The sequence below is a fragment of the Kurthia huakuii LAM0618 genome (genome assembly GCF_000505545.1).
GTDB classification, from domain to species: domain Bacteria; phylum Bacillota; class Bacilli; order Bacillales_A; family Planococcaceae; genus Kurthia; species Kurthia huakuii.
In genome coordinates this window covers 194,215-218,136 of sequence record NZ_AYTB01000002.1, presented here as the reverse complement: position 1 = coordinate 218,136, position 23,922 = coordinate 194,215, and the positions used below count along the sequence as shown (strand labels likewise).

The window sequence follows — 23,922 nt, the reverse complement described above, 5'->3', positions numbered from 1 at the left end:
AAATAACCTCTTACAGTAAACCGCGGCCACCGCGTTGCTCTTTTGATTTATTGTTCAGTGATTCAAAAAACTCTGCGTTGTTTTTTGTCGTCCGTAATTTGCGTAAAAACTTTTCGGTAAAGTCTGATGAATCGGAGAATGTTTTACGAATGGCCCATAGTTTATCTAACTGCCCTTTTTCAAGTAACAACTCTTCCTTACGCGTACCTGAACGGCGAATATCGATTGCTGGGAACACGCGGCGCTCTGCTAATGAACGATCTAAATGGAGCTCCATGTTGCCCGTTCCTTTAAATTCTTCATAGATGACCTCATCCATACGTGAGCCCGTATCAACAAGTGCTGTTGCTAAAATCGTTAAGCTACCGCCATCTTCGATATTACGCGCGGCACCGAAGAAACGCTTTGGACGGTGGAACGCTGCTGGGTCAATACCACCTGATAATGTACGACCACTTGGCGGCACCGTTAAATTGTAGGCGCGCGCTAAACGCGTAATCGAATCCATTAAAATAATCACATCGCGCTTATGCTCAACGAGGCGCATCGCACGTTCTAATACAAGTTCCGCTACTTTCACGTGATTTTCTGGCAATTCATCAAACGTTGACGATACGACATCTGCCTTTACCGAACGTTCAATATCGGTTACTTCCTCAGGACGCTCATCAATTAATAACACAATAAGCTCTGATTCTGGATGCAATTCCGTTACGGCATTGGCAATTTCTTTTAAGAGCGATGTTTTACCAGCTTTTGGCGGCGCAACAATCAAGCCACGTTGCCCAAAGCCAACAGGCGCTACTAAATCCATAATACGCGTCGAAAGTTTATTTGTTGTCGTTTCAAGCTTAATTTGACGCTCAGGATATAGCGGCGTTAATGCGGGGAAATGGACGCGTTCTTTCGCGGTTTCCGGGTCCTCACCATTGACCGCATCTACATGCAATAAGCCATAATAGCGTTCATTTTCTTTTGGCGGACGGACTTTCCCGGCCACCTTGTCACCATTGCGCAAGCTAAAACGACGAATTTGTGACGCTGAAATATAAATATCTTCCGAGCTAGGCGAATAGTTGATAGGACGTAAAAAACCAAAGCCCTCTTGCTGAATGATTTCCAATACGCCATCCATATAGAAATAGCCTTCGCGTTCTGCGCGCACTTTTAAAATCGCGACAATTAATTCTTTTTTTGTGAGCTTGCTATAATACGACACTTTGTATTCCCGTGCTAGCGCATATAGTTCTTTTAGCGTCATATTTTCAAGCTGTGACATTGTTAAATTAGTCATCTGGAGTACACCACTCTTACGTTGAATTTTTCATTTATCGAAATGTGTATAGTTTTGGTAAATTTTAGTTGTACATATACTTTCTTATTATACGATTTACACAGCGAAAAAGGAACCATCTCCATTTATTGTCGACAAAAAAGAGGCTATCCAACTAGGATAGCCTCATCGTTATACTATATAAAGTTTCAATTAGTCTTTCATGAAAAGATTAGGTTTTTTATCTAAACGGTGACGTCCTTCTACGAAGCGAACAGTACCTGATTTAGCGCGCATAACAACTGATTCTGTTGTACAGTGGCCGCCTTTAAATTGAACACCTTTTAAAAGCTCACCATCTGTTACACCAGTTGCTGCAAAGATTGCGTCGTCACCTTTTACAAGATCACTCATGTTTAACACAGTATTTACTGCGATACCCATTTTTTCGCAACGAGCGATTTCTTCGTCGTTAGATGGTACTAAACGACCTTGGAAGTCGCCGCCTAAGCATTTAAGTGCTACTGCTGCGATAACGCCTTCTGGTGCTCCACCAGTACCGAACATAATATCAACGCCAGTTTCGTCAAATGCAGTGTTAATAGCTGCTGCTACGTCACCATCATTGATGAATTTAATGCGAGCGCCTGCTGCACGAATTTCGTCTACGATACCTTGGTGACGTTCACGTTTTAATAATGTCGCGACAACGTCTTCTACATTTTTGTTTTTCGCTTTAGCTACCGCTTTTAAGTTGTCTGCTACAGAGGCATCGATACTTACTAAGCCAGCTGCTTCAGGACCAACTGCGATTTTTTCCATGTACATATCAGGTGCATGAAGTAAGTTACCACGGTCTGCAATTGCTAATACTGTTAAAGCATTACCGCTACCTGCTGCTACGATGTTTGTTCCTTCAAGTGGATCTACTGCGATATCTACTTGAGGACCGTTTTTATCAGAACCTAATTTTTCACCGATGTAAAGCATTGGCGCTTCGTCCATTTCACCTTCACCGATTACGACAGTTGCGTCCATAGGAATTGAATCGAATACTTGGCGCATTGCAGTTGTAGCTGCGTCGTCTGCTTCCATTTTAAGTCCACGGCCCATCCATCGAGCTGATGCGATTGCTGCTGCTTCTGTTACACGTACTACTTCCATTGATAAACTACGTTTCATGTTTTACTGTTCCTCCCGTTTGCCACTCTGCCTCGAGTGGGTGTGGTTTAAAAACCAAATCTATTGTAGCACAGTTTATAGTCAATTCATGTACTTTTTCGCAATGTTACGAAATGAAAAAAAATTTCATTAATCATCGATTTCAACTTTGCGAATATCTGCTCCAATAGCCGTTAATTTCGCTACAATATCGCTATAGCCACGTTCAATGTGATAAATATCATGAATAATTGTTTCACCTTGCGCGATTAAACCAGCGATAACAAGCGCCGCGCCGGCACGTAAATCTGTAGCAGTAACTGTTGCACCGGTTAATGCAGTTGGCCCTGTAATAATCGATGTACGCCCTTCTACTTTGCCACTTGCGCCCATGCGATTTAATTCAGCAATATGTTTAAAGCGCGCTGAATAAATCGTATCGGTAATCACAGCCATACCTGTCGCTTGCGTCAATAGCGTCGCAAAAGGTTGCTGTAAATCCGTTGGAAACCCTGGATAAACAAGCGTTTTAATATCGACCGCTTTCATCTGTTCAACCTTCGGAATCGTGATGCTTTCCTCACCTTCAATGATTTCAATGCCCATTTCACGCATTTTTGCTGTTAATGAATCCACATGCATCGGAATGACATTATCAATCACAACCCCATCACCAACCGCAGCGGCCATTAGCATGTATGTACCTGCTTCGATACGGTCTGGAATAATCGTATGCGTTGTCCCGCTTAAACGCTCGACACCATCGATACGAATGACGTTTGTTCCGGCCCCTTTAATGCGCGCGCCCATGCTCGTAAGCAATGTTGCCACATCAATAATCTCGGGCTCTTTTGCGGCATTTTCGATAACAGTTTGTCCTTCTGCTAGCACAGCCGCAAACATAATATTAATGGTCGCACCAACGCTTGAAACGTCTAAATAAATTTTCGCACCGGTTAATTTTTCAGCGCGTAAATAAATCGCTCCGTGCTCATTTGTCACAGTCGCACCAAGCGCCTCAAAACCTTTAATATGCTGATCGATTGGGCGCGGACCTAGATAGCAGCCACCCGGCAAACCAATGACTGCCTTTTTAAAGCGACCAAGCATAGCACCCATCAAGTAATATGACGCGCGTAGCTTTTTGACGTTGCCATTTGGTAGCGGCATATCAATCATATTTGTTGGGTCAACGGTCATATCGCCATGTTCGAATGTCACGTCGCCGCCGATTTCTTCTAATAATGATTTTAACGTCCAGACGTCTAAAATCTCTGGTAGGCCTTCAATCGTTACCTTTGAATCTGCTAAAATTGTTGCTGGAATTAAAGCTACTGCACTATTTTTGGCACCACTCACTTTAATCGTTCCTTTTAAGCGGTTGCCTCCATTTACTTTAAATACGTCCATAGAAGTCAGAATCTCCTTAAATACAAATTTGTCCCGAAACCGCACACAAAAAAGCGCGCAGCTTCAGGACTAATGAGTTATCCATTATTGGAACAAATTATTTATCTTTGTTAGCCCAGTCTTTCATGAATCCTTCGATTCCTTTGTCAGTAAGTGGGTGTTTAAATAATTGTTTTAATACTTTGTAAGGTGTTGTTGAAATATGCGCACCCGCAAGAGCTGCTTGCGTCACATGTTGAGGGTGACGGATTGATGCCGCAATGATTTGTGTATCGATTTCATGAATCGCAAAGATTTCAGCGATTTCGCGGATTAATTCAACGCCATCAACACCAATGTCATCAAGACGGCCGATGAATGGTGATACATATGTTGCACCAGCGCGAGCTGCCATTAATGCTTGGTTTGCAGAGAAGATTAATGTGACGTTTGTTTTAATGCCTTCTTTCGTTAACGCCGCACAAGCTGTAAGACCAGCTTCTGTCATTGGAAGTTTTACAGTGATGTTTGCGTGGATTTTAGAAAGCTCTAAACCTTCTTTAATCATACCTTCTGCATCTAAAGAAATCACTTCGCCTGATACTGAACCGTCAACTAATTCAGCGATTTCTTTTAAACGGTCGTGGAAAGAGATATTTTTCTCTTTTGCTACTAATGATGGGTTTGTTGTTACACCTGAAAGGATGCCCCATGCATACGCTTCTTTGATTTCTTCAAAGTTTGCTGTATCGATGAAAAATTTCATTGTGGAATGTTCCTCCTAATTTTTAAACACCTAGTTATATGTTATTACGCTTGTTGGTTACTACCGAAGTCACGAATTTTGCCGATAACAGTTTCTTTGATCGCTTCACGGCCAGGACCCATATATTTACGTGGATCGTAGACTTTTTTGTCGTTGTCTAAAACTTCACGGATGACTGCAGTTTGAGCGATTTGGTTTTCAGTGTTGACGTTGATTTTAGCAGTACCTAAAGAGATCGCTTTTTGGATATCTTTTAATGGAATACCTGAACCACCGTGTAATACTAATGGTAAATCTGCTAACTCAGAAATTTCTTTCATTTCTTTGAACCCTAAGTTCGGCTCACCGTGGTAAGGACCATGAACTGAACCTAAAGCTGGAGCTAGGCAATCGATTGCTGTTGCTTCAACCATTTTACGGCATTCTTCAGGGTCTGCGTACATAATACCGCCGATAACGCCATCTTCGTCGCCACCTACTGTACCAAGTTCTGCTTCGACAGATACGCCATTAGCATGTGCGTATTCTACAACGTTAGAAGTGATTTCGATGTTTTCTTCGAATGGGTAATGTGAGGCATCAATCATTACTGATGTGAAACCAGCATCAACCGCTTCTTTACATTTTTCAAAGCTTGAACCGTGGTCAAGGTGAATTGCTACTGGTACGGTAATTTTATAGCTTTCGATTAAACCTTTTACCATATAAACGACAGCAATAAAACCGCCCATGTATTTACCTGCGCCTTCAGACACACCTAAGATTACTGGAGATTTTTCTTCTTCAGCAGCTTGTAGAATCGCTTGGATATATTCAAGGTTGTTAATGTTGAATTGTCCTACTGCGTATTTACCTTCTTTTGCTTTTTCTAGCATTTCTTTCATAGAAACCAAAGCCATAATATGAATCCTCCTTCATGAATTCAAGCATAATTTATTTATTATTCTTAAACAGTACAATCATATCAAAAAGCGACACAATTTACTACTTTTAGTCGTTATCTTTTAACAATTCATTAATCGTTTTCCGCACGTCCATAATCTCAAATGGCTTCTTGAAAAAATGCGCTGTACCAAGGCTTTTCGCTTTGTCGACAAGCTCTTTTTCCCCGTATGCAGTCATCATCATGATGACCGGTTTTTTATCGAGATCGACGACATGTTGAATAATTTCAACGCCATTCATTCCCGGCAATTTCATATCGGTTAAAAGCGCATCAAAATCTTCATTTTTTAATATCTCAACGGCCTCAACCCCACTGCCTGCTGTTTGAATCGCATAGCCTTCGTTTTTTAACACTTCCTGTAATAAAATACGAATTCCTGGCTGATCATCGACGATTAAAATTTTTTTCATGTCCTAACCCTCTCCCTTTCCTTCATAGTATCATATCTTTCCTTTACAATTATTCAAAAAAATCCTTATAATGAGCAACATGAGGTGAAATTAAATGTTGAAAATGTTAACAACGCAATTAAGCGGCTTATTGCAACGTATTGCTTCCGACCAAGAAGAAACAATTGAGGAAGCTGCGCGCTTATTTGCACAAGCAGGTGTTACGGATGGGGTCGTGTATTTTGCGTGCTTTGGCGAGATGAAAGCACTTGAATATAACGCAGCGCACGCCGAGGAGCCATTCGCTAAAATGACGCCATGGACAGATGACGCGGCGATTACCGATATGGACCGCGTGCTGATCGTGACGCGCCATGCCGATGATGCCGATGCACTAGCGCTTGCACAAAAATTATATGAGCAATTTATTCCATTTGCGGTCATCACAAGCGAGAAAGAAGCCGATGCTGGAGCAATGGCGGACCTTGCATACGTCTATGTATCGCTAAAAATCAAACAAGGCATTATTCCAAATGATGTTGGTGAACGTATTGTCGTGCCGCATGTTCTTGCAGCGCTCTATGTTTACGAAGCAATTAAAGTTTTATATGACGATATGTTATTCAATGATGAAGCATAATCAATGAAGCCGCCGCCGTGCGGTTTTTTTGTGCGCTAATTTCTGAGAGCTCTCAGAAATCGCTCATGAGCTCAAGAAGCGTGTTTTCGATACGACATATTTTCGACTAAGCGACACAGCTAGGTCAAATCACGTACAGTTTTAATAAAAAGCTCGTTAAACGTTGCTAGATGCAAAAAAATTGTGCTACTTTAGCGTATTCTTTTGTGCGTTGACAACGCCATTTTTAACAAAAGCTTGTCGTAAAGTGCCCTAAAGCGGTCGGTTTTTGTCCCAAAAGTGGCTGTTTTGGGTTGAAATTGTCCGTTGGAAACCTTCAACAGTATTTTTGAATAAATGACATGCCTTTTTCGGTGAAAAATGACTTTCCGCTTAAAATGTGTACAAAAAATGCCCGTCAGAGCGCCAAATCCGACCCATTTTTGGCTATTTCCGGCTCTTTTTGTCCCTTTTTGAGTCGCGTCATTTTGCGATAAATGTCATGTTTTCTTAAATATGTTGCATATGCGCTACACAACTAGTAAGCATTTGTGAAAGTGGCACATATTTTTAATTATGTTGTATCCAAACCCCGCTTCTTGGCGTGAGAGCTCTCACAAAAATGGAGGGAGCCAAAGCTCTCCTCCATTTTAAAGTTTCGTATACGCGATGTGCTTGTCTTCAAGTAGCTGACGATAAAATGCGTCATCGCCGATCAACACGATGTTGTCAGTGAACGCTTCGATTTCATCGACTAAGTGCGTCGTGAGTAACACGGTGCATGTCGCCGATAATTCGCGGAGCACTTGCTGAATTTCCGTACGTGATTTCAAATCGATGCCGACTGTTGGCTCATCTAAAATTAAAATCGTTGGCTTTGCGAGCAAGCCAATTAATAAATTCACTTTGCGCTGCGTGCCACCGGATAGTTTTTTCACGATTGTCTGTCGTTCATGCGCAATCGCTAACTTTTCTAAATAATACGTGATGCGCTCATCACCAATCGTGTCCTTTAATAAGCCTTTAAAAAATTTTATATTTTCATCAATGGTCATATGTTCCCACAGCGCCATTTCCTGTGGTACATAGCCGATATGCTTTTTGCGCTCAGAAGCCGTCCACTGTGCGCCGTCGTATAAAATGACACCCGCATCTGGCTGTTCAATTCCGGCAATCATTTTTAACAGCGTCGATTTGCCGATACCATTTTGACCGATAAAAAGCGTCATACCACCAGCTGGAATTTCAAGTGAAATAGCGTCATACACTTCCTTTTTTCGGTAACGTTTTGTTAACTGTTGTAGCGTAATCATCCAACTCCTCCTAACTGTAAAACAACGATAACTACCGCTAACGTCAATGCCCAAATGAGTGCCATAAAGAGCTGATGACTCCACGTACGCACATGAATTAGTAGTAGCACAACGCCAATTTCAAATAATATGGCGGCGACAAATAATGTGAGTAGCGCTACTCCTGACAATGCTAAGCCCGTCAACAGCATCACACAGAGCGCTCCGCTAACGAGTACGACACTATGTGCGAGTATATACACCGCATAAAATTTACGATAATTCGCTTCATAAACGAGTATGCGTGCTAATGCGGCTGGCTGGCAAAGCGCGCGATTGAGTCCGACCTGTGTCACACCAAGCACTAGCATCACAACAACAATCGCTGCGAGCCCTAGTGATTGCGGTGAAGCGGCAGTTAACGAGCGCATCGTTAACTGCCCCGCTGGCTCAACTTTTTTGTATTGTGCCAACACATCGTCTAGCGACACTTCTTTGTCTTTTAAATGCGTAGCAACGATAAATGGTAGCTGCTGTTTATAGGCGGCTTTACTAATGCTTTCTGTGACAATATCACCGACGATATTGTGCTGGACATAGAGCGTTAGTAGACCACTTGTGCGGCGCTCCGTTAAGCGTTTCGCATAGTCTTTCGGAATTACAACAACCGCTGCGGCGCGCTGCTTTGCGACTTCATCTTCAGGATAGCGCTCTGACACTACTAACTCCTGCACATGAAAGCGCGGCTGTTTTTTTAATTCCGCTACGAATTGCTTAGACAACTGACTATTATCCAAATCTTGTACGGCAATTGGTAATTCAAGCAGACGATTTTGCTCGGCTACGATGATGTTCATGCCGCCGCCAAACAGTAAAAAGAGCACCATTAAGCTTGCATACGTACGCCAGTTTTTAATGACAATCAATTGAAAAAATGGCTTCATCCACGCGCCCTCCTTCCAAGTACTACGCCAAGTAAAATAATCAATGTCCCGATGCTAAGCCAAATCGACCACGCATAATCCATGACATAGTTCGTCATAAATAACTGGACGAGTGCATCAAACAATTGTGCAAATGGATTGTTATAAAACCATGTGCGCTGGAAGTACATCGTCGGAATCACTGCACCTGAGCCAAACACAATGAGGAGTGTGGCTATGATTTTTGCGATAATGCGTAGCTTGCCAGACAACGCGACATCAATCACTACATAAAGTAAGGCCATAACTAGCACAAAGCTCGTAATCGTGATGAGTAAATAGTGTACATTGTACAGCTCAAACGCTGGCTGTAGTAATACATAAAGCGCCGCTATCATTAGTAGCGCAAAGCCCCACGTATAAATTGTCGCAAGGCTATAGCGCGCGAGTAGAAGCTTTTCCTCTGCGAACGGATACATGCGTAAACGGTCGCGCAGTGCAGTCGGCATATTCATATGAAAAATTGTCAACAGTGCTAAAAAGAAGCCTAACGTGACAAGCACATAGCCAGCGACAACATAATAATCGGCAAATGGTATTGTCTCGACTTGATGCTTCTCGAAAATTGCTTCACGATTCAAGCCATTCGCTAATAAATCGAGCATCATCGCAATAATTTTCTCGTCTGATGCCTCACTGTAAAAATGCCCATACGTTAAAATGCCTGCCTCCGACACCATTAGCCGGTCATATACAGATAGCGTTAATTGGTTAATAAGAAGTCCTTGTAGCGAGTCTTTGTCATACGTCACAACATCGATTGGCAGCGAACCATTATTATAAAAAGCACGCGTCATGCCCTCTTTTAGCACGATATAGCCATCGATTTTTTTGTCACGTAGCGCTTGCTCTGCTAACGTTTCATCGTATCCTTTTAAAGTAAAGCCTTTCGCAAAGCTCTCCCCTTGCTGTACTGATTTTAAAATCATGCGTGTTTCGGTCGTGTTATCGTTATCAACAATGCCAATCGTCATTGCTGGCGTAGTGGATTGCTGCTGCACGACGACGATAGCGCCAAGGATGACGCCACACGCGAGCACTAAATATGGAATGATGTACCACTTTTGCATTGAACTACCCCCACTTAATGTTTTCACGAGCTCGCTTGAAGTGCGGATTCCTACGAACAGTGCATGCTTGTTCCTGCTTGCTCGAAACAGCGGCTTCACTTCTATTAGTAGGCGAACCCCGTAGTCCCTACGGTTTGGTCGTTTCAAAAAGACGTAATCCTTCTATTAAAATGTTACGACTCGCATTGACATCGCGGTCAAGTGTCGTGTGGCATGCTGGACATACCCATTCGCGGATTTCTAAGGCTTTCTTGCCATCATGATGCCCACATACATGGCACAACTGGCTTGATGGGAAGAAACGATTGATTTTCACGAGCTCTCGGCCATACCATTTTGCTTTATAGGTCAGTTTTTGCACAAACGAGGACCAGGATACATCGCTAATGGCTTTCGCTAATTTATGATTTTTCAGCATGCCTTTTGTGTTTAAATCTTCGACACAAATGACATCGTACTGGCGAATGAACGCCGTCGTGAACTTGTGTAAAAAATCTTCGCGCCAAAACGCGACTTTTTCACGTAAACGCGCGACTTTTCGACGTTGTTTTTGGTAATTCATGCAGTCTCGTAAAGCCCGGTTGTCTTTTTTCGCTTGTTCGTAACGACGCGAAAGTTTTCGTTGCTCACGCTTTAACTTCTGTTCCATCTTAGCCGTAAAGCGTTGGTTATCCACTTTACGTCCGTCCGAAAGAATCACGAAATCGGTGATGCCTAAATCAATGCCAATCGCTTCATGGGTTTTTGGCAAGGGTTGAAATTTGGGGACCTCACACATAATGGACACCGAGAAACGACCACTCGCATGAAAATGAATCGTTGCGCGCATCATCCGTCCTTCGAGCGCACGTGTTTGTTTGAATTTGACGCGTCCTAGTTTCGGTAACTTGATTTTGTTACCGACAATCGCAATATTGTCATTCGTATTTTTGGTCGTATAGCTTTGCACCAAGTTTTTCTTGCTTTTGAAACGCGGATAGTTATTTTGTTTCTTGAAAAAACGCCCGAATGCATCCATCAAATGTTCACAGGAAGTTTGTAAAGCCACACTATCTACGTTGCGTAACCAGGCTGTCTCATCTTGTTTTTTCAGTTTTGTCAGCAGTTTAGACATACTCGAACGATTTAAGCCTTTTCCTTCTTCTTTGTATGTTGTATTCCATAATTCCAGGAAATGATTATAGACAAAACGGCAATGGCCGTGCGTTTGATGAATCATCGCTTGTTGGTCTTTATTCGGATAGAGACAGAACGGATATGCTTTGTAGATCATGGCGAACACCTCCTTGTTTGTCATTCAGTTTAACACAAACAAATGTTCGTTATCCACTTTTAAGCACCGCCTTCATCCCCCCCCTACTCGCTCCACGCGTTGAGGAGGGTGTCTTCTGCGAAAAAATAATAAAAAAGAGTGGTACGCTTTCAACATTGTCATAAAAGCACCACCCTTCTTGTTATTCATTAAAAGCTATTTGCTAAATTTAATTGATCTACTAATAGTTGTACATTTGTCATAATCGACTGTTGTAGTTGTTCAAATTCTTCATCAGACATTTTATTTAAGTCCACAGCACCATCTCTTTTAACGTCTAATTTTTGTTTCACAGTCGTTGTTGAGTCGATGTTGATTGTTACATTTTCACCCTCGATCACATCAAAGGCGATGCTACCACGTGATGTTTGCTTATTATTTTTTAAATCTGTAACCATCGTATTTTTATACGTTGCTTGATATAATTCGCCACTGTCATCTTCTACTATGAAATCGACATTGTTTGTACGCTCATCACCATTTACTTTTTCATCATTTTTCATCGCAATCGTAAACGGCATATCGTTTTCGCCAAGCGTCAATTTATAATTATCGACAACATTTCCAGCACCTTTTGATGTACCTTCTAAGCGTGCAAATACCGTACTATCAAGATCTTGTACAACTACGTCTAATTGAACGTCTTGATCGATTTTTTCAGCAATCATCACATGAATCCCATCATTGGCTGTATCTGATTTCCACGTAATATCACGTTTTAAAATTTCTTTGCCATCCATATAGTTTTTCGCAACGACTGTCCCAAAGTTTTCTGATTTAACATCTTCTAAAAGATTATCTAATGTCTCCTCATATGACTGTGTATCGTACGTTGACATGGATGAATTGTACCAATTTTTAATCGCTTCATCTTTTTTCATTTCTGCGACCATATTTTTAAGCACCTTATGCAGGTCATCATTATTTAATGTCATCGTAACCGTCGCTAATTTTTCATTGTTGCCAAAAATAGCCGTTGTCTCGCTACCTTTTTTAAATTGCTCATCTTCTAATGATTCAATTGCCACTTTTAAATAGCGTTCTTGCATCTCTTCTAGTTGTTGTTGTGTAAAGTTTGCTTCCATCAGTTTATTTAAATTGACCATATTCGGGTCAAAATCTTCTGGTACTGATTCGCCTGTGAAGCGTTCATACACCTTTTTCATGTCCGCATTTTTTACCATTAACTTGTCGGTGAATAGAGGCGTCTTAATATACTGCGCGTCTTTATCTGCTGTCCACTCAAATTTATCGATTTCTGTGCCTGCAAAAGTCGGTGCTAATGATACCTCAGATTGCTGTGCTTTTTCATCGTGGCCCATATTTAGCGTAATGCTCGTCGAATCAACAATCGCTGATGGAATACCTAACATTGATAACAATGTATCCGATGCACCTGCACTAAATGTCACCGAACTACGATATGGCTCTTCTCGCATCGCTTCTTGTAATTTAAGCTCATTGCTATAACGATCTGCGAAATACGTGTTCCACGATTCAATTGACTGTTTTTCACTTAGTAAATATTTGTTTTTTGGTGTATTCGTCATGTAATAATAAATGCCACCTGCTGCCGCTACTAATAATACGAGCACACCTACGACAATACCTATTTTTTTCTTCATCCACACACTCCTTTAATTTTCTATAATTCCATTATATAGGAACTACGCCCTTCTCTCTATGGTCTGTATTTCCCGCATTTCTTTAACACTTATTCACTATAATTTGTGAAATAACGATGAAATGTTATTAAAAAGTTCATATGGTGATTTTTTACAGTAGGTATGCAAAAAAAGCAGAAATCGCCATAATGACGATTTCTGCTCGTATAAACCGTAATTATTTTACAGAAGCACCAATGAAGTCACGGAATAACGGTTGTGGACGTTGTGGACGTGACACGAATTCTGGGTGGAATTGTGCCGCCACGAAGAAGTCTTTTTCTGGTAGCTCAATGATTTCTGCTAAACGGCCATCTGGTGATAAGCCTGAGAAGACAAGACCAGCTGCTTCCATTGCTTCGCGGTATTCGTTATTGAATTCATAACGGTGACGGTGACGTTCGTATACTAAATCTTCTGCGTAGATTTCGCGTGCACGAGAGCCTTCTTTTAATTTACATGGGTATAAGCCAAGACGTAATGTACCACCAAGGTCTTCTACGTCTTCTTGGTCTGGTAATAAGTCGATGATTGGGTATTGCGTTTCAGCCAACTCCGTTGAATGCGCGCCTTCTAAGCCTAGAACATTTCGTGCAAATTCAACGGCCGCCATTTGCATCCCTAAACAAATACCTAAGAATGGTACATTGTTTTCACGCGCAAATTTAATGGCTTCAATTTTCCCTTCAACGCCGCGATCACCAAAGCCACCTGGTACTAAAATACCGTCCACGTCGCCAAGTAATTGTTGGACGTTTTCAGCCGTTACGTTTTCCGCATTGATCCAGTCGATATCGATATCTGTATCATGTGCATAACCTGCGTGTTTTAATGCTTCAGCTACTGAGATATACGCATCTTGTAGCTCCACATATTTCCCTACAAGCGCGATTTTTGTTGTTTTTGATAAGTGTTTCACGCGGTCGACTAATGCTTTCCAGTCTGTCATATCCGCTGCAGGTGCTTCGATACCGAAGTGGTCTAACACGATTGAATCTAAATCTTGTGCTTGTAGCGCTAACGGAATATCATATAAACTTTCCGCATCGACACATTCCACGACTTCATGTGGGTCTACATCACAGAATAATGCGATTTTATCTTTCATTCCTTGTGGAACAGGACGATCTGAACGGACTACAAGAATGTTTGGTTGAATGCCTAATGAACGTAATTCTTTTACAGAGTGTTGTGTTGGTTTTGTTTTTAACTCGCCTGATGCTGCGATGTATGGCACAAGTGTACAGTGTAAGTACAAGACATTGTTGCTACCTAGGTCGCGTTTTAATTGGCGGATTGCTTCTAAGAACGGTAATGATTCGATATCCCCAACTGTACCACCGATTTCTGTAATTACGATATCGGCATTTGTTTCGCGGCCAGCGCGTTGGATGCGTTCTTTAATTTCATTTGTAATATGTGGAATCACTTGTACGGTACCACCATTGTAGTCACCGCGACGTTCTTTTTTCAGAACAGAAGAGTACACGCGACCAGATGTTACCGTTGAGTGTTTTCCTAAATTAATATCGATAAAGCGCTCGTAGTGACCTAAGTCTAAGTCTGTTTCTGCACCGTCATCTGTTACGAATACTTCACCATGTTGGTACGGGCTCATTGTACCTGGGTCAATATTAATGTATGGGTCAAATTTTTGGGTTGTGACTTCTAAGCCACGGTTTTTTAGTAAACGACCAAGTGATGCTGCTGTAATCCCTTTACCAAGTGATGACACAACGCCGCCTGTTACGAAAATATATTTAGTCAAAATAGTTCCTCCTAAGTCATTCTTTCTTTCTAAAGTGCTACCAATCCCTTTAGAAAAAACAAAAAAACGCTCCGCCCGCAACTACTTGCAGGGGGAGCGTGAATTTACACGGTCATTCTCCTTTTTTAAGGAGCCCAAGTAAAAGGTTAAACGTTTTAAGTTTTAATGTCAAGAGTGTAGAGTCAAAAAACGATTAAAGCTTGTCGTCTTCTTCGTGCTCTTCTTCTTCATCAAATTCTAAATCGTCATCTTCTAATTCCATGTCTTCTTCAACAACGTCAAGGCCAGCTAATTCGTCGTCCTCTTCATCATCATCTAAATCGCGATCGATGTTGTCATTTGCTGAAGCGTCAAAGTCATTTTCGTTATCTTCTAACACTAATTCTTCGTCGTCTTCATCTTTGTCGATTTCTAAATCGACTTCTTCGTCTTCGCGTTCGTGAACTTTTACAGTTGGAGCAGTTTCTTCTTCAACTTGGTCAATTGCGTACCATTCACGTAAACCCCAGCGGCTTTCGCCTAATACTAAGAAACGACCATCGATGTTCATATCTGTATAAAATTGTACGATAGCTTCTTTGACTTGAGCTTCTGTACGCGCGCCTAAAGCAATAATTTGACCAATGATTTCGCTGAATGGAATCGGTTGGCCTTTTTCAACTAAAATGCTATGTGCTAAATTAATTAATGATTCTTGAGTTAATTGTTCTGATGTTAATTCACGAAGGTTCAATTCGTGCACGTCCTTTCTCTACTTAAACATACTAATTATTATATACATATTGTGCCCTCTTACGCCACATTCAATTGTCTTTTTTCTGACGTTTGACACTGCGATAAACGTAGTAAAATAAATATAGGGCTAAAATCAAAAGTGGAATAGCGCCCAATTGTTTATTATACAACAAATATGTCGCGATAGCGCAAATGATTATTATTAAATAGTGAATGATTCTCTCCATATACCTTGGTACTCCTCAGCATAACTTTTCCCTATATTATACAGAAAAAACCGTAAAAACGCGTCTATGAACCTTCTTTTCACTACATATTTCGGCGATATTTCCCGCCTACTTCATATAGCGCATTCGTAATTTGACCTAAACTTGCATATTTTACCGTTTCCATCAGCTCGTCAAAAATATTATCGCCTGTTTTTGCGACATCTTGTAAGCGTTTTAACATTTCAGCAGACTTGCTTTCATGCTGTGCTTGGAACTTACGTAAATTTGTAATTTGCATCGTTTTTTCATCGGTAGAAGCACGCGCAATTTCCATATTATCGAATAATTCCTCATCATTCGCATTCGGATTTAAGTACGTATTCACGCCGATAATTGGCAGCTCACCCGAATGTTTTAAATGCTCATAGTACATCGATTCTTCTTGGATTTTCGCACGTTGATATTGCGTTTCCATCGCACCAAGTACACCGCCGCGGTCATCAATACGGTCAAATTCTGCAAGCACCGCTTCTTCGACTAAGTTTGTTAGCTCGTCAATAATGTACGACCCTTGCAATGGATTTTCATTTTTCGATAACCCATGCTCTTTCGTAATAATTAATTGAATCGCCATTGCGCGGCGAACAGACTCTTCAGTCGGTGTTGTAATCGCTTCATCGTAGGCATTCGTATGCAATGAATTACATTGATCTTGCAGCGCCATTAGTGCTTGTAATGTCGTACGAATATCGTTAAAGTCAATTTCCTGTGCATGTAAGCTACGGCCCGACGTTTGAACGTGATACTTTAATTTTTGACTACGCTCATTCGCGCCGTATTTATCACGCATCGCTACTGCCCAAATGCGGCGTGCTACGCGGCCAATTACCGTATATTCTGGGTCCAAACCGTTCGAGAAGAAGAACGATAAGTTTGGCGCGAAATCATCGATATTCATGCCGCGGCTTAAATAATATTCGACAAATGTGAAGCCATTCGATAACGTAAATGCTAATTGCGAAATTGGATTCGCACCCGCTTCGGCGATATGGTAGCCAGAAATCGATACAGAGTAGTAATTACGCACGTCATAATCGATGAAGTATTGTTGAATATCCCCCATCATACGCAACGCAAATTCCGTTGAGAAAATACACGTATTTTGCCCTTGGTCCTCTTTTAAAATATCCGCTTGTACCGTACCACGCACAACATGCAGTGTTTCTGCTTTTACTGCCGTATACTCCTCAGCTGTTAGCACACGCCCAAGCTCCGCCTCTTTCACTGCTACTTGCTGGTCAATCGCCGTATTTAAAAACATCGCTAAAATAATCGGCGCTGGTCCGTTAATCGTCATCGACACAGATGTTGAAGGTGCGCATAAATCAAAGCCCGCATAAAGCTTTTTCATATCATCAAGCGTACAAACACTAACGCCTGATTCACCAATTTTCCCGTAAATATCTGGGCGCTCATTTGGATCTTCCCCGTATAATGTTACAGAGTCAAAAGCAGTTGATAGACGTTTTGCATCATCCCCTGCTGATAAGTAATGGAAGCGTTTATTCGTACGTTCTGGTGTTCCTTCTCCTGCGAATTGACGCTTCGGATCTTCTCCTTGGCGTTTGAACGGGAACACACCAGCCGTATATGGGAAAGAGCCTGGTACATTTTCGCTATACGCAAACTGTAAAATTTCGCCGTAGTCTTTCATTTTTGGTAGTACAACTTTTGGAATTTTTGTCCCTGATAACGATTCGCTCACTAAAATTGTACGGATTTCTTTGTCGCGTACTTTTGTAACCATCACATCACCTGAGTAGCTTTCCTTTAATGCTTCCCAGTTATCTAAAATTTTCTTTGATTGTGGTGTTAATTCAATTTGAAGCGCTTTCAGTTTGTCTGTCAGTACGGCAATTGTCGCTTCGTCATCAACGAGTGACAGTGCCCCTTCTAACTGGAAGATTTTACGCGCAATATCAACTTGTTGTGCCGTCGTCTTTTTATAGCCGCGCACTGTATCGGTAATTTCGCGTAAGTAATAGCGACGGTCATTTGGAATAATGACATGGTCTTTTTGCGTTTTCACAAACTCACTATACGACGTTTCCCAGTTAACGCTCGCCTTGTCACGTAACACATGGAGCAGCGCCGCAAACAATGAGTTCGTACCTTTATCGTTAAACTGGCTCGCAATCGTGCCGTATACCGGCATCGTATCTGGTGATTCATTAAAGCGATTGTGGCTACGTTGATATTGCTTCTTCACGTGCGTCATCGCATCTTCTGAACCTTTTCGTTCAAATTTATTAATGACAACTAAATCCGCAAAATCAATCATATCGATTTTTTCAAGTTGCGTTGGTGCACCAAACTCGCTCGTCATGACATACATCGATAAGTCCGACACTTTCGTAATCGCCGCATCGCCCTGACCAATACCACTCGTTTCGACGATGATTAAATCAAAACCAGCTGCCTTCACTACATCTAGTACATCATCGAGATTGTCTGAGATTTCTGAATGCGAGTCACGCGTCGCCAGCGAACGCATATAAATACGGTTGTTAAAAATCGAATTCATACGAATACGGTCACCTAGTAGCGCGCCACCTGTTTTTTGCTTTGTCGGGTCAATCGACACAATCGCAATGCGCACATCCGGTAGTTCTTGTAAGAAGCGACGAATTAACTCGTCTGTGAGAGAGCTCTTACCAGCACCACCTGTACCTGTAATCCCTAAAACAGGTGTCTGTTTTGAACGTTTTCGCGCCTCCGCAATAAAAGCATCTGACGCTTTATTTTCAGCAATCGTAATCGCCTTCGCGAGCGCTGGTTGATTATCCGGTGAAATGGCATCAAGTAAGGCGATATCTTCTTGTTCCACCGTTTTAAAATCACTATGTTCAAGCATTAAATTAATCATGCCTTGAAGTCCAAGTGTACGACCATCTTCTGGTGAGAATAAGTGATTCACACCGTATGCTTGAAGTTCCTTCGCTTCAGACGGTAAAATAACACCGCCACCGCCGCCAAAAATTTGAATATGTGGTGCTCCTTTTTCCTGCAATAAATCATAAATATATTTAAAATATTCGACGTGACCACCTTGGTAAGATGATACTGCAATCCCTTGCGCATCTTCTTGAATAGCCGCGTCAACAATTTCTTCTACAGATCGATTATGGCCGAGATGAATCACTTCTGCACCGCTTGCTTGTAAAATACGGCGCATAATATTAATTGTGGCGTCATGCCCATCGAATAAACTTGATGCTGTCACAAAACGCAATGGATTCTTTGCTTTATAAACTGTTGCTTCCATAATTAGAACTCCCCCTCTGTAAAAAAAGAGGCCCCCATAGCCTGTGTCCTCTCTTTATAGAAAATGCTCTCTATAGGATCGAATACAAACAACCGGAAACCTCTTTAAAATAAATCATGCTTGCTGGATTATGCTTTTTGTAATGGACGCGTATTTTCTAAACCACGCGCGATAACCATACGTTGAATTTCTTGTGTACCTTCATAAATTTGTGTGATTTTTGCATCACGCATGAAGCGTTCCACTGGATATTCTTTCGTATAGCCATAACCACCGAATACTTGAACCGCTTCAGTCGTTACGTTCATTGCTGTGTCACCAGCCATCAATTTCGCCATTGCTGACGCTTGACCGTATGGTAGACCTTCTGTTTCTAACCACGCTGCTTGGTATGTTAATAAACGAGAAGCTTCAATCGAAGTTGCCATATCTGCTAATTTAAAGCTAATGCCTTGGTTTGCAGAAATTGGTTTACCGAATTGAACACGTTGAGCTGCATATTCTACTGCTGCATCAAGTGCGCCTTGTGCGATACCTACAGCTTGTGCTGCGATACCGTTACGGCCGCCATCTAATGTTTTCATTGCTACTTTGAAACCTTCACCTTCAGCACCAAGAATGTTTTCTTTTGGCACGCGGCAGTTTTCGAAAATGATTTCTGTTGTAGCTGAAGCGCGGATACCCATTTTGTGCTCTTCTTTACCTACTTTGAAGCCTTCGAAATCAGATTCCACGATAAATGCTGTTGTACTGCGACGATCTTTTGGATCTAATAGCGCGATTACGATATAAATATCTGCTACGCCACCGTTTGTGATGAAGATTTTTGAACCGTTTAAGATGTAGTCATCGCCATCTTTCGTTGCGATTGTTTTCATACCACCTGCGTCACTACCTGAACCTGATTCTGTTAAGCAATAAGCACCGATTTTTGCGCCTTCAGCCATCGGGCGTAAATATTTTTGCTTTTGCTCTTCAGTACCAAATTTAAAAACAGGCCAACCTGCTAATGAAGTATGAGCTGATAATGTTACAGCTGTTGAGCCACAAACGCGTGCTAACTCTTCCACTGCGATACAATAAGCTAAAAAGTCCATACCAGCGCCACCGTACTCTTCAGGCCATGGAATACCTGTTAAGCCAAGCTCTGCCATCTTATCGAAAATCTCGCGATCAAAACGTGCCTCTTCGTCGCGCTCTGCTGCTGTTGGTGCCACTTCGTTTACAGCGAAGTCGCGTACCATCTTACGTAACATTTCGTGTTCATCTGATAATTTGAATTGCATGTTGTTTTCCCCCTATTTGTAAATGACTCAATTTTGCAGCGTGTCCTAACTTTAAACTTCAACGCAAGCTCGAACACAATTTTATGGTGTTACCTCAATCATGATGGCGTCGCCTTGTCCGCCACCAGAACAAATCGCTGCGATGCCGATACCGCCACCGCGACGTTTTAATTCTTTTGCTAATGTCAGCACGATACGCGCCCCACTAGCGCCAATTGGATGCCCCAGCGCTACCGCTCCTCCATTGACATTGACTTTTTCGGCATCGAGCCCAGCAAGTTTATTCGCTGTGAGTGCCACGACTGAGAAGGCTTCGTTTAATTCAAATAACGCAATATCCTCTAACTTCTTACCGGTCTTTTCAAGAATCGTTTCAATAATCAAGCCTGGTGTTTCTGGGAAACGCTCTGGTTCAACCGCAATTTCCGCATGGCCAATAATCGTTGCGAGCGGCTCTAAACCGCGTGCTTGCGCTTCATCCTCTGCCACGACTACAACGGCTGCTGCACCGTCATTAATGCCTGGTGCATTGCCGGCTGTGACCGTACCATCTTTACCAAACGCTGGTTTCAGCTTCGCAAGCGATTCTGCTGTCGTACCGTGACGCGGTGCTTCATCGGTATCAACAACAATTGGCTCACCTTTACGCTGTGGAATCGTGACCGGCACGATTTCCTCAGCGAAAATACCTGCTTCAATCGACTTCACCGCTAGCTGCTGACTGCGCGCTGCAAATGCATCTTGCTGTTCACGCGTAATCTCAAACTTATCGGCTGTGTCATTGCCGTAAACACCCATATGCACATGCTCTGGGTGGAACGCACACGTTAAGCCATCATGAAGCACGCCATCAACTAGCTTGCCGTCCCCCATGCGTAAACCCCAGCGACCTTGCGCTAAATAATACGGCGCATTCGACATCGACTCCATACCACCTGCGACGATAATACGCTCATCACCTAAACGAATCAGCTGGTCCGCTAACGTAATACTGCGTAGCCCTGAAGCGCATACCTTATTGATCGTCTCGGTCTTGACAGCATACGGAATGCCCGCTTTGTGCGCTGCTTGTCGTGACGGAATTTGACCTTGTCCGGCTTGAAGCACCGTCCCAATAATCACTTCGCCAACTTCTTCTGGTTGAATATTCGTTTGCTCAAGTGCGCCTTTAATGGCGATACTACCTAAGTCGCTCGCCGTTAAACTACTGAGCGCACCTCCGAATTTACCGAATGGTGTTCTTGCTCCTGCTACAATCACTGATTTCACTGTTCAACACCTCTTTACTTAGAATAAAGTTGGACCTAAATCATGAAACGAATAGAATAAAAACGTGAGAGTTCACGTTTTTATTCCTCATTAATTTGTTACGACTGCTTCTTCCGATGCTTCTGTAGCAGCTTCTTCTACAACAGTCGGTGCGTCACCAAAAATTGATTTCTCAAGTAACTCAGCTACATCGTATGTGCTAACTGTATCTTCTACTTCTTTCGCTTTCGTACCATCTGATAACATTGTTAAGCAATATGGACAGCCAGCTGAAATCACTGTTGGGTTTGTTGCGAGTGCTTGCTCTGTACGCGCTACGTTAATACGGTTGCCGACATGTTCTTCCATCCACATCAGACCACCACCAGCGCCACAGCACATTGCTTCGTCGCGGTTACGTTCCATTTCAACAAGCTCAACACCTGGAATTGCTTTTAAAATTTCACGCGGTGCATCATAGACGTTGTTGTAACGGCCTAAGTAACATGAATCGTGGAAGACGATTTTTTCATTTACCGCATGTTGTGGCTTAATGCGACCTTCTTGTAATAATTTGAATAAGAACTCTGTATGGTGATAAACTTCACCGCTCCAGCCGAAGTCAGAGTACTCGTTTTTAAACGTGTTGTACGCGTGAGGATCGATTGTAATAATCTTCTTCACTTCTGCTTTATCAAACTCTTTAATGTTCGCTTCAACAAGCTCTTGGTATAAGAACTCATTACCTAAGCGACGCGGTGTATCACCAGAGTTTTTCTCTTTGTTACCTAAAATCGCAAACTTCACGCCTGCTTCGTTTAATAGGTGGGCAAATGATAACGCGATTTTTTGTGAACGATTATCGAATGAGCCCATTGAGCCTACCCAGAATAAATACTCAAACTCTTCGCCAGCCTTTTGAGCTTCCTTCACCGTTGGGATGTGAAGTTCTGGACGAGCTTCGCGCCAATCTTCTTTTTGCTTACGGTTAATACCCCACGGATTCCCTTGACGCTCGATATTGTTCATCGCGCGCTGTGCATCCGAGTTTACTTTACCTTCCGTCATCGTTAAGTAACGACGTAGGTCGATAATTTTTTCTACATGCTCATTCATTACCGGACATTGGTCTTCACAGTTACGGCACGTTGTACATGCCCAAATTTCTTCTTCTGTGATAACATCGCCGATTAATGATGGGCTGTAAATATCATCAATCACTGCACCTTCAGCACCTGCTGCAGCTGCTAATTGATTGCCTTTTGCATTGTTAAATACAAAACTTGGTACCCACGGTTTTTGATGTGTTTGTACCGCCCCTGTAAACGTTAAATGATCGCGGAGTTTCGTCATTAAGTCCATCGGTGACAGCATTTTACCTGTACCTGTTGCCGGACACATATTTGTACAACGACCACACTCTACGCAAGCATATAAATCGACCAACTGTAAATCGGTGAAATCGGTAATTTTACCAACACCGAATGACGCCATTTCTTCGTCGCCATCGCCTTCTTCGTCATCTTCTTCAAATGCACTGAAATCGATTGGTTTTAATTTACCAGCAGGCGTTAATGGATTGACATAAACGTTTACCGGACCTGCGATTAAGTGTGCGTGCTTTGATTGCGGTACGTACACGAGGAACGTTAGCAGTACTAATAAGTGAACCCACCACATGATGTAGAACACTGTAATAGCTGCTGCCTCTGGTAAAAATGAGAATATTGCGGCAATTGCAGATGCAACTGGCTCTGACCATACCCAAGCTGTTTCCCCGTGCCAAATTAGTCCCATACCGTTACCTACTAATACTGAAACCATTAGTGCACCGATAAAAATTAGCACAAGACCTGCTTTTAGGCCACGTTTTAAACGGACAAGCTTCTCAACGTATCGACGGTAAAATGCGCCGATTACCGATACTAAAATCATTAATGTAACAAGCTCTTGGAAGAACGTAAAATACGGATATAACGGTCCAAGAGGTAGATGTGAACCCGGCGCTAACCCTTTCCAAATAAAATCGATTGCACCGAATTGAACTAAAAGGAAACCATAGAACATCATGACGTGAAGAATACCACTCTTCTTATCTTTTAACAGTTTCTTTTGTCCAAATACGAACACCCAAATTTTATTTAGGCGTGCCTTCACATCGTTGTCAAACTCTTCTTTTCTACCCATCTTAATGAAGTCGATTCGCGTCTTGATCAAGTATGCAAATAAATACACACCATAAGCGATGACTAAAATCGCCAAGATCCAGTTCGCAATTAATAATGGACTCATGCCTTTCCCCCCTAAAGACTGATTTTCCTTTTTGTATAGTATTTGGTTACATTTGGAATTAACAATATTCTACTTTATGAATCATCACTCAGTCAATAATTTTCCGCAATATGTTTTATTTTTTCGTAAAAATACATATTTTTCTTTAAAAACAATATTAAAAAAAGATATAAGCTACGCCCTAATGACAATAGC

General features: G+C 42.0%; 18 protein-coding genes. 1 reads left to right on the top strand and 17 read right to left on the bottom strand.

Features of this window, described 5'->3' with window-relative positions:
• Positions 1–10: 10 nt before the first annotated feature.
• From rho to V514_RS0101085, 6 genes are all read right to left on the bottom strand, one after another.
• Positions 11–1,294: a transcription termination factor Rho gene (gene rho, locus V514_RS0101110; protein WP_029497813.1), complete on the bottom strand. Its 1,284-nt coding sequence runs from the start codon at positions 1,292–1,294 to the stop codon at positions 11–13.
• 192 nt (positions 1,295–1,486) lie between these two features.
• Positions 1,487–2,455 (bottom strand): class II fructose-bisphosphatase, encoded by a 969-nt coding sequence (glpX, locus tag V514_RS0101105; protein WP_029497812.1) that lies wholly within the window; start codon positions 2,453–2,455, stop codon positions 1,487–1,489.
• 129 nt (positions 2,456–2,584) lie between these two features.
• The gene (locus tag V514_RS0101100; protein ID WP_029497811.1) at positions 2,585–3,844 is read right to left on the bottom strand and encodes a UDP-N-acetylglucosamine 1-carboxyvinyltransferase; all 1,260 of its coding nucleotides are present in this window, start codon (positions 3,842–3,844) and stop codon (positions 2,585–2,587) included.
• A 97-nt stretch (positions 3,845–3,941) separates the two neighbouring features.
• A complete protein-coding gene (fsa, locus tag V514_RS0101095) occupies positions 3,942–4,589 on the bottom strand; it encodes a fructose-6-phosphate aldolase (RefSeq protein WP_029497810.1) in 648 nt (215 codons plus the stop codon).
• Between the two features lie 44 nt (positions 4,590–4,633).
• Entirely contained in the window at positions 4,634–5,488 is an 855-nt protein-coding gene (gene fba / locus V514_RS0101090; protein WP_029497809.1) for a class II fructose-1,6-bisphosphate aldolase, read from the bottom strand.
• Positions 5,489–5,579: 91 nt separating this feature from the next.
• Positions 5,580–5,945, bottom strand: a complete 366-nt coding sequence (locus V514_RS0101085) for a response regulator (RefSeq protein WP_029497808.1) — start codon at positions 5,943–5,945, stop codon at positions 5,580–5,582.
• A gap of 94 nt (positions 5,946–6,039) precedes the next feature.
• On the opposite strand from V514_RS0101085, the gene V514_RS0101080 reads away from it, so the two are divergent.
• Positions 6,040–6,564, top strand: a complete 525-nt coding sequence (locus V514_RS0101080) for a DUF2529 family protein (protein ID WP_029497806.1) — start codon at positions 6,040–6,042, stop codon at positions 6,562–6,564.
• 629 nt (positions 6,565–7,193) lie between these two features.
• On the opposite strand, the gene V514_RS0101075 is transcribed toward V514_RS0101080, so the two are convergent.
• From V514_RS0101075 to V514_RS0101025, 11 genes are all read right to left on the bottom strand, one after another.
• On the bottom strand, positions 7,194–7,856 hold the full coding sequence (locus V514_RS0101075) for an ABC transporter ATP-binding protein (RefSeq protein WP_029497805.1): 663 nt from the start codon (positions 7,854–7,856) through the stop codon (positions 7,194–7,196).
• Positions 7,853–8,779 carry an ABC transporter permease gene (locus V514_RS0101070; protein ID WP_029497804.1) on the bottom strand — a complete coding sequence of 309 codons (927 nt, stop codon included), beginning with the start codon at positions 8,777–8,779 and terminating at the stop codon, positions 7,853–7,855. The genes V514_RS0101075 and V514_RS0101070 overlap by 4 nt, the downstream gene beginning before the upstream one ends.
• A complete protein-coding gene (locus tag V514_RS0101065; RefSeq protein WP_029497802.1) occupies positions 8,776–9,888 on the bottom strand; it encodes an ABC transporter permease in 1,113 nt (370 codons plus the stop codon). Before V514_RS0101065 ends, V514_RS0101070 begins: the two co-directional genes overlap by 4 nt.
• 127 nt (positions 9,889–10,015) lie before the next feature.
• Entirely contained in the window at positions 10,016–11,161 is a 1,146-nt protein-coding gene (gene tnpB, locus V514_RS0101060; RefSeq protein WP_029497801.1) for an IS200/IS605 family element RNA-guided endonuclease TnpB, read from the bottom strand.
• Positions 11,162–11,349: 188 nt separating this feature from the next.
• Positions 11,350–12,825 carry a DUF6583 family protein gene (locus V514_RS0101055; protein WP_029497800.1) on the bottom strand — a complete coding sequence of 492 codons (1,476 nt, stop codon included), beginning with the start codon at positions 12,823–12,825 and terminating at the stop codon, positions 11,350–11,352.
• Positions 12,826–13,042: 217 nt separating this feature from the next.
• The gene (locus V514_RS0101050; protein WP_029497799.1) at positions 13,043–14,632 is read right to left on the bottom strand and encodes a CTP synthase; all 1,590 of its coding nucleotides are present in this window, start codon (positions 14,630–14,632) and stop codon (positions 13,043–13,045) included.
• 193 nt (positions 14,633–14,825) lie between these two features.
• A complete protein-coding gene (gene rpoE, locus V514_RS0101045) occupies positions 14,826–15,374 on the bottom strand; it encodes a DNA-directed RNA polymerase subunit delta (RefSeq protein ID WP_235072996.1) in 549 nt (182 codons plus the stop codon).
• Positions 15,375–15,676: 302 nt separating this feature from the next.
• Positions 15,677–18,901, bottom strand: coding sequence for a fused isobutyryl-CoA mutase/GTPase IcmF (gene icmF / locus V514_RS0101040; RefSeq protein ID WP_035944056.1), 3,225 nt, complete (start codon positions 18,899–18,901; stop codon positions 15,677–15,679).
• Between the two features lie 128 nt (positions 18,902–19,029).
• Positions 19,030–20,187: an acyl-CoA dehydrogenase gene (locus V514_RS0101035; RefSeq protein WP_029497796.1), complete on the bottom strand. Its 1,158-nt coding sequence runs from the start codon at positions 20,185–20,187 to the stop codon at positions 19,030–19,032.
• 81 nt (positions 20,188–20,268) lie between these two features.
• Complete coding sequence (locus V514_RS0101030; protein ID WP_029497795.1) at positions 20,269–21,456, bottom strand: acetyl-CoA C-acetyltransferase; 1,188 nt, start codon at positions 21,454–21,456, stop codon at positions 20,269–20,271.
• Positions 21,457–21,546: 90 nt separating this feature from the next.
• On the bottom strand, positions 21,547–23,727 hold the full coding sequence (locus V514_RS0101025; RefSeq protein WP_029497794.1) for a (Fe-S)-binding protein: 2,181 nt from the start codon (positions 23,725–23,727) through the stop codon (positions 21,547–21,549).
• Positions 23,728–23,922 lie beyond the last annotated feature (195 nt).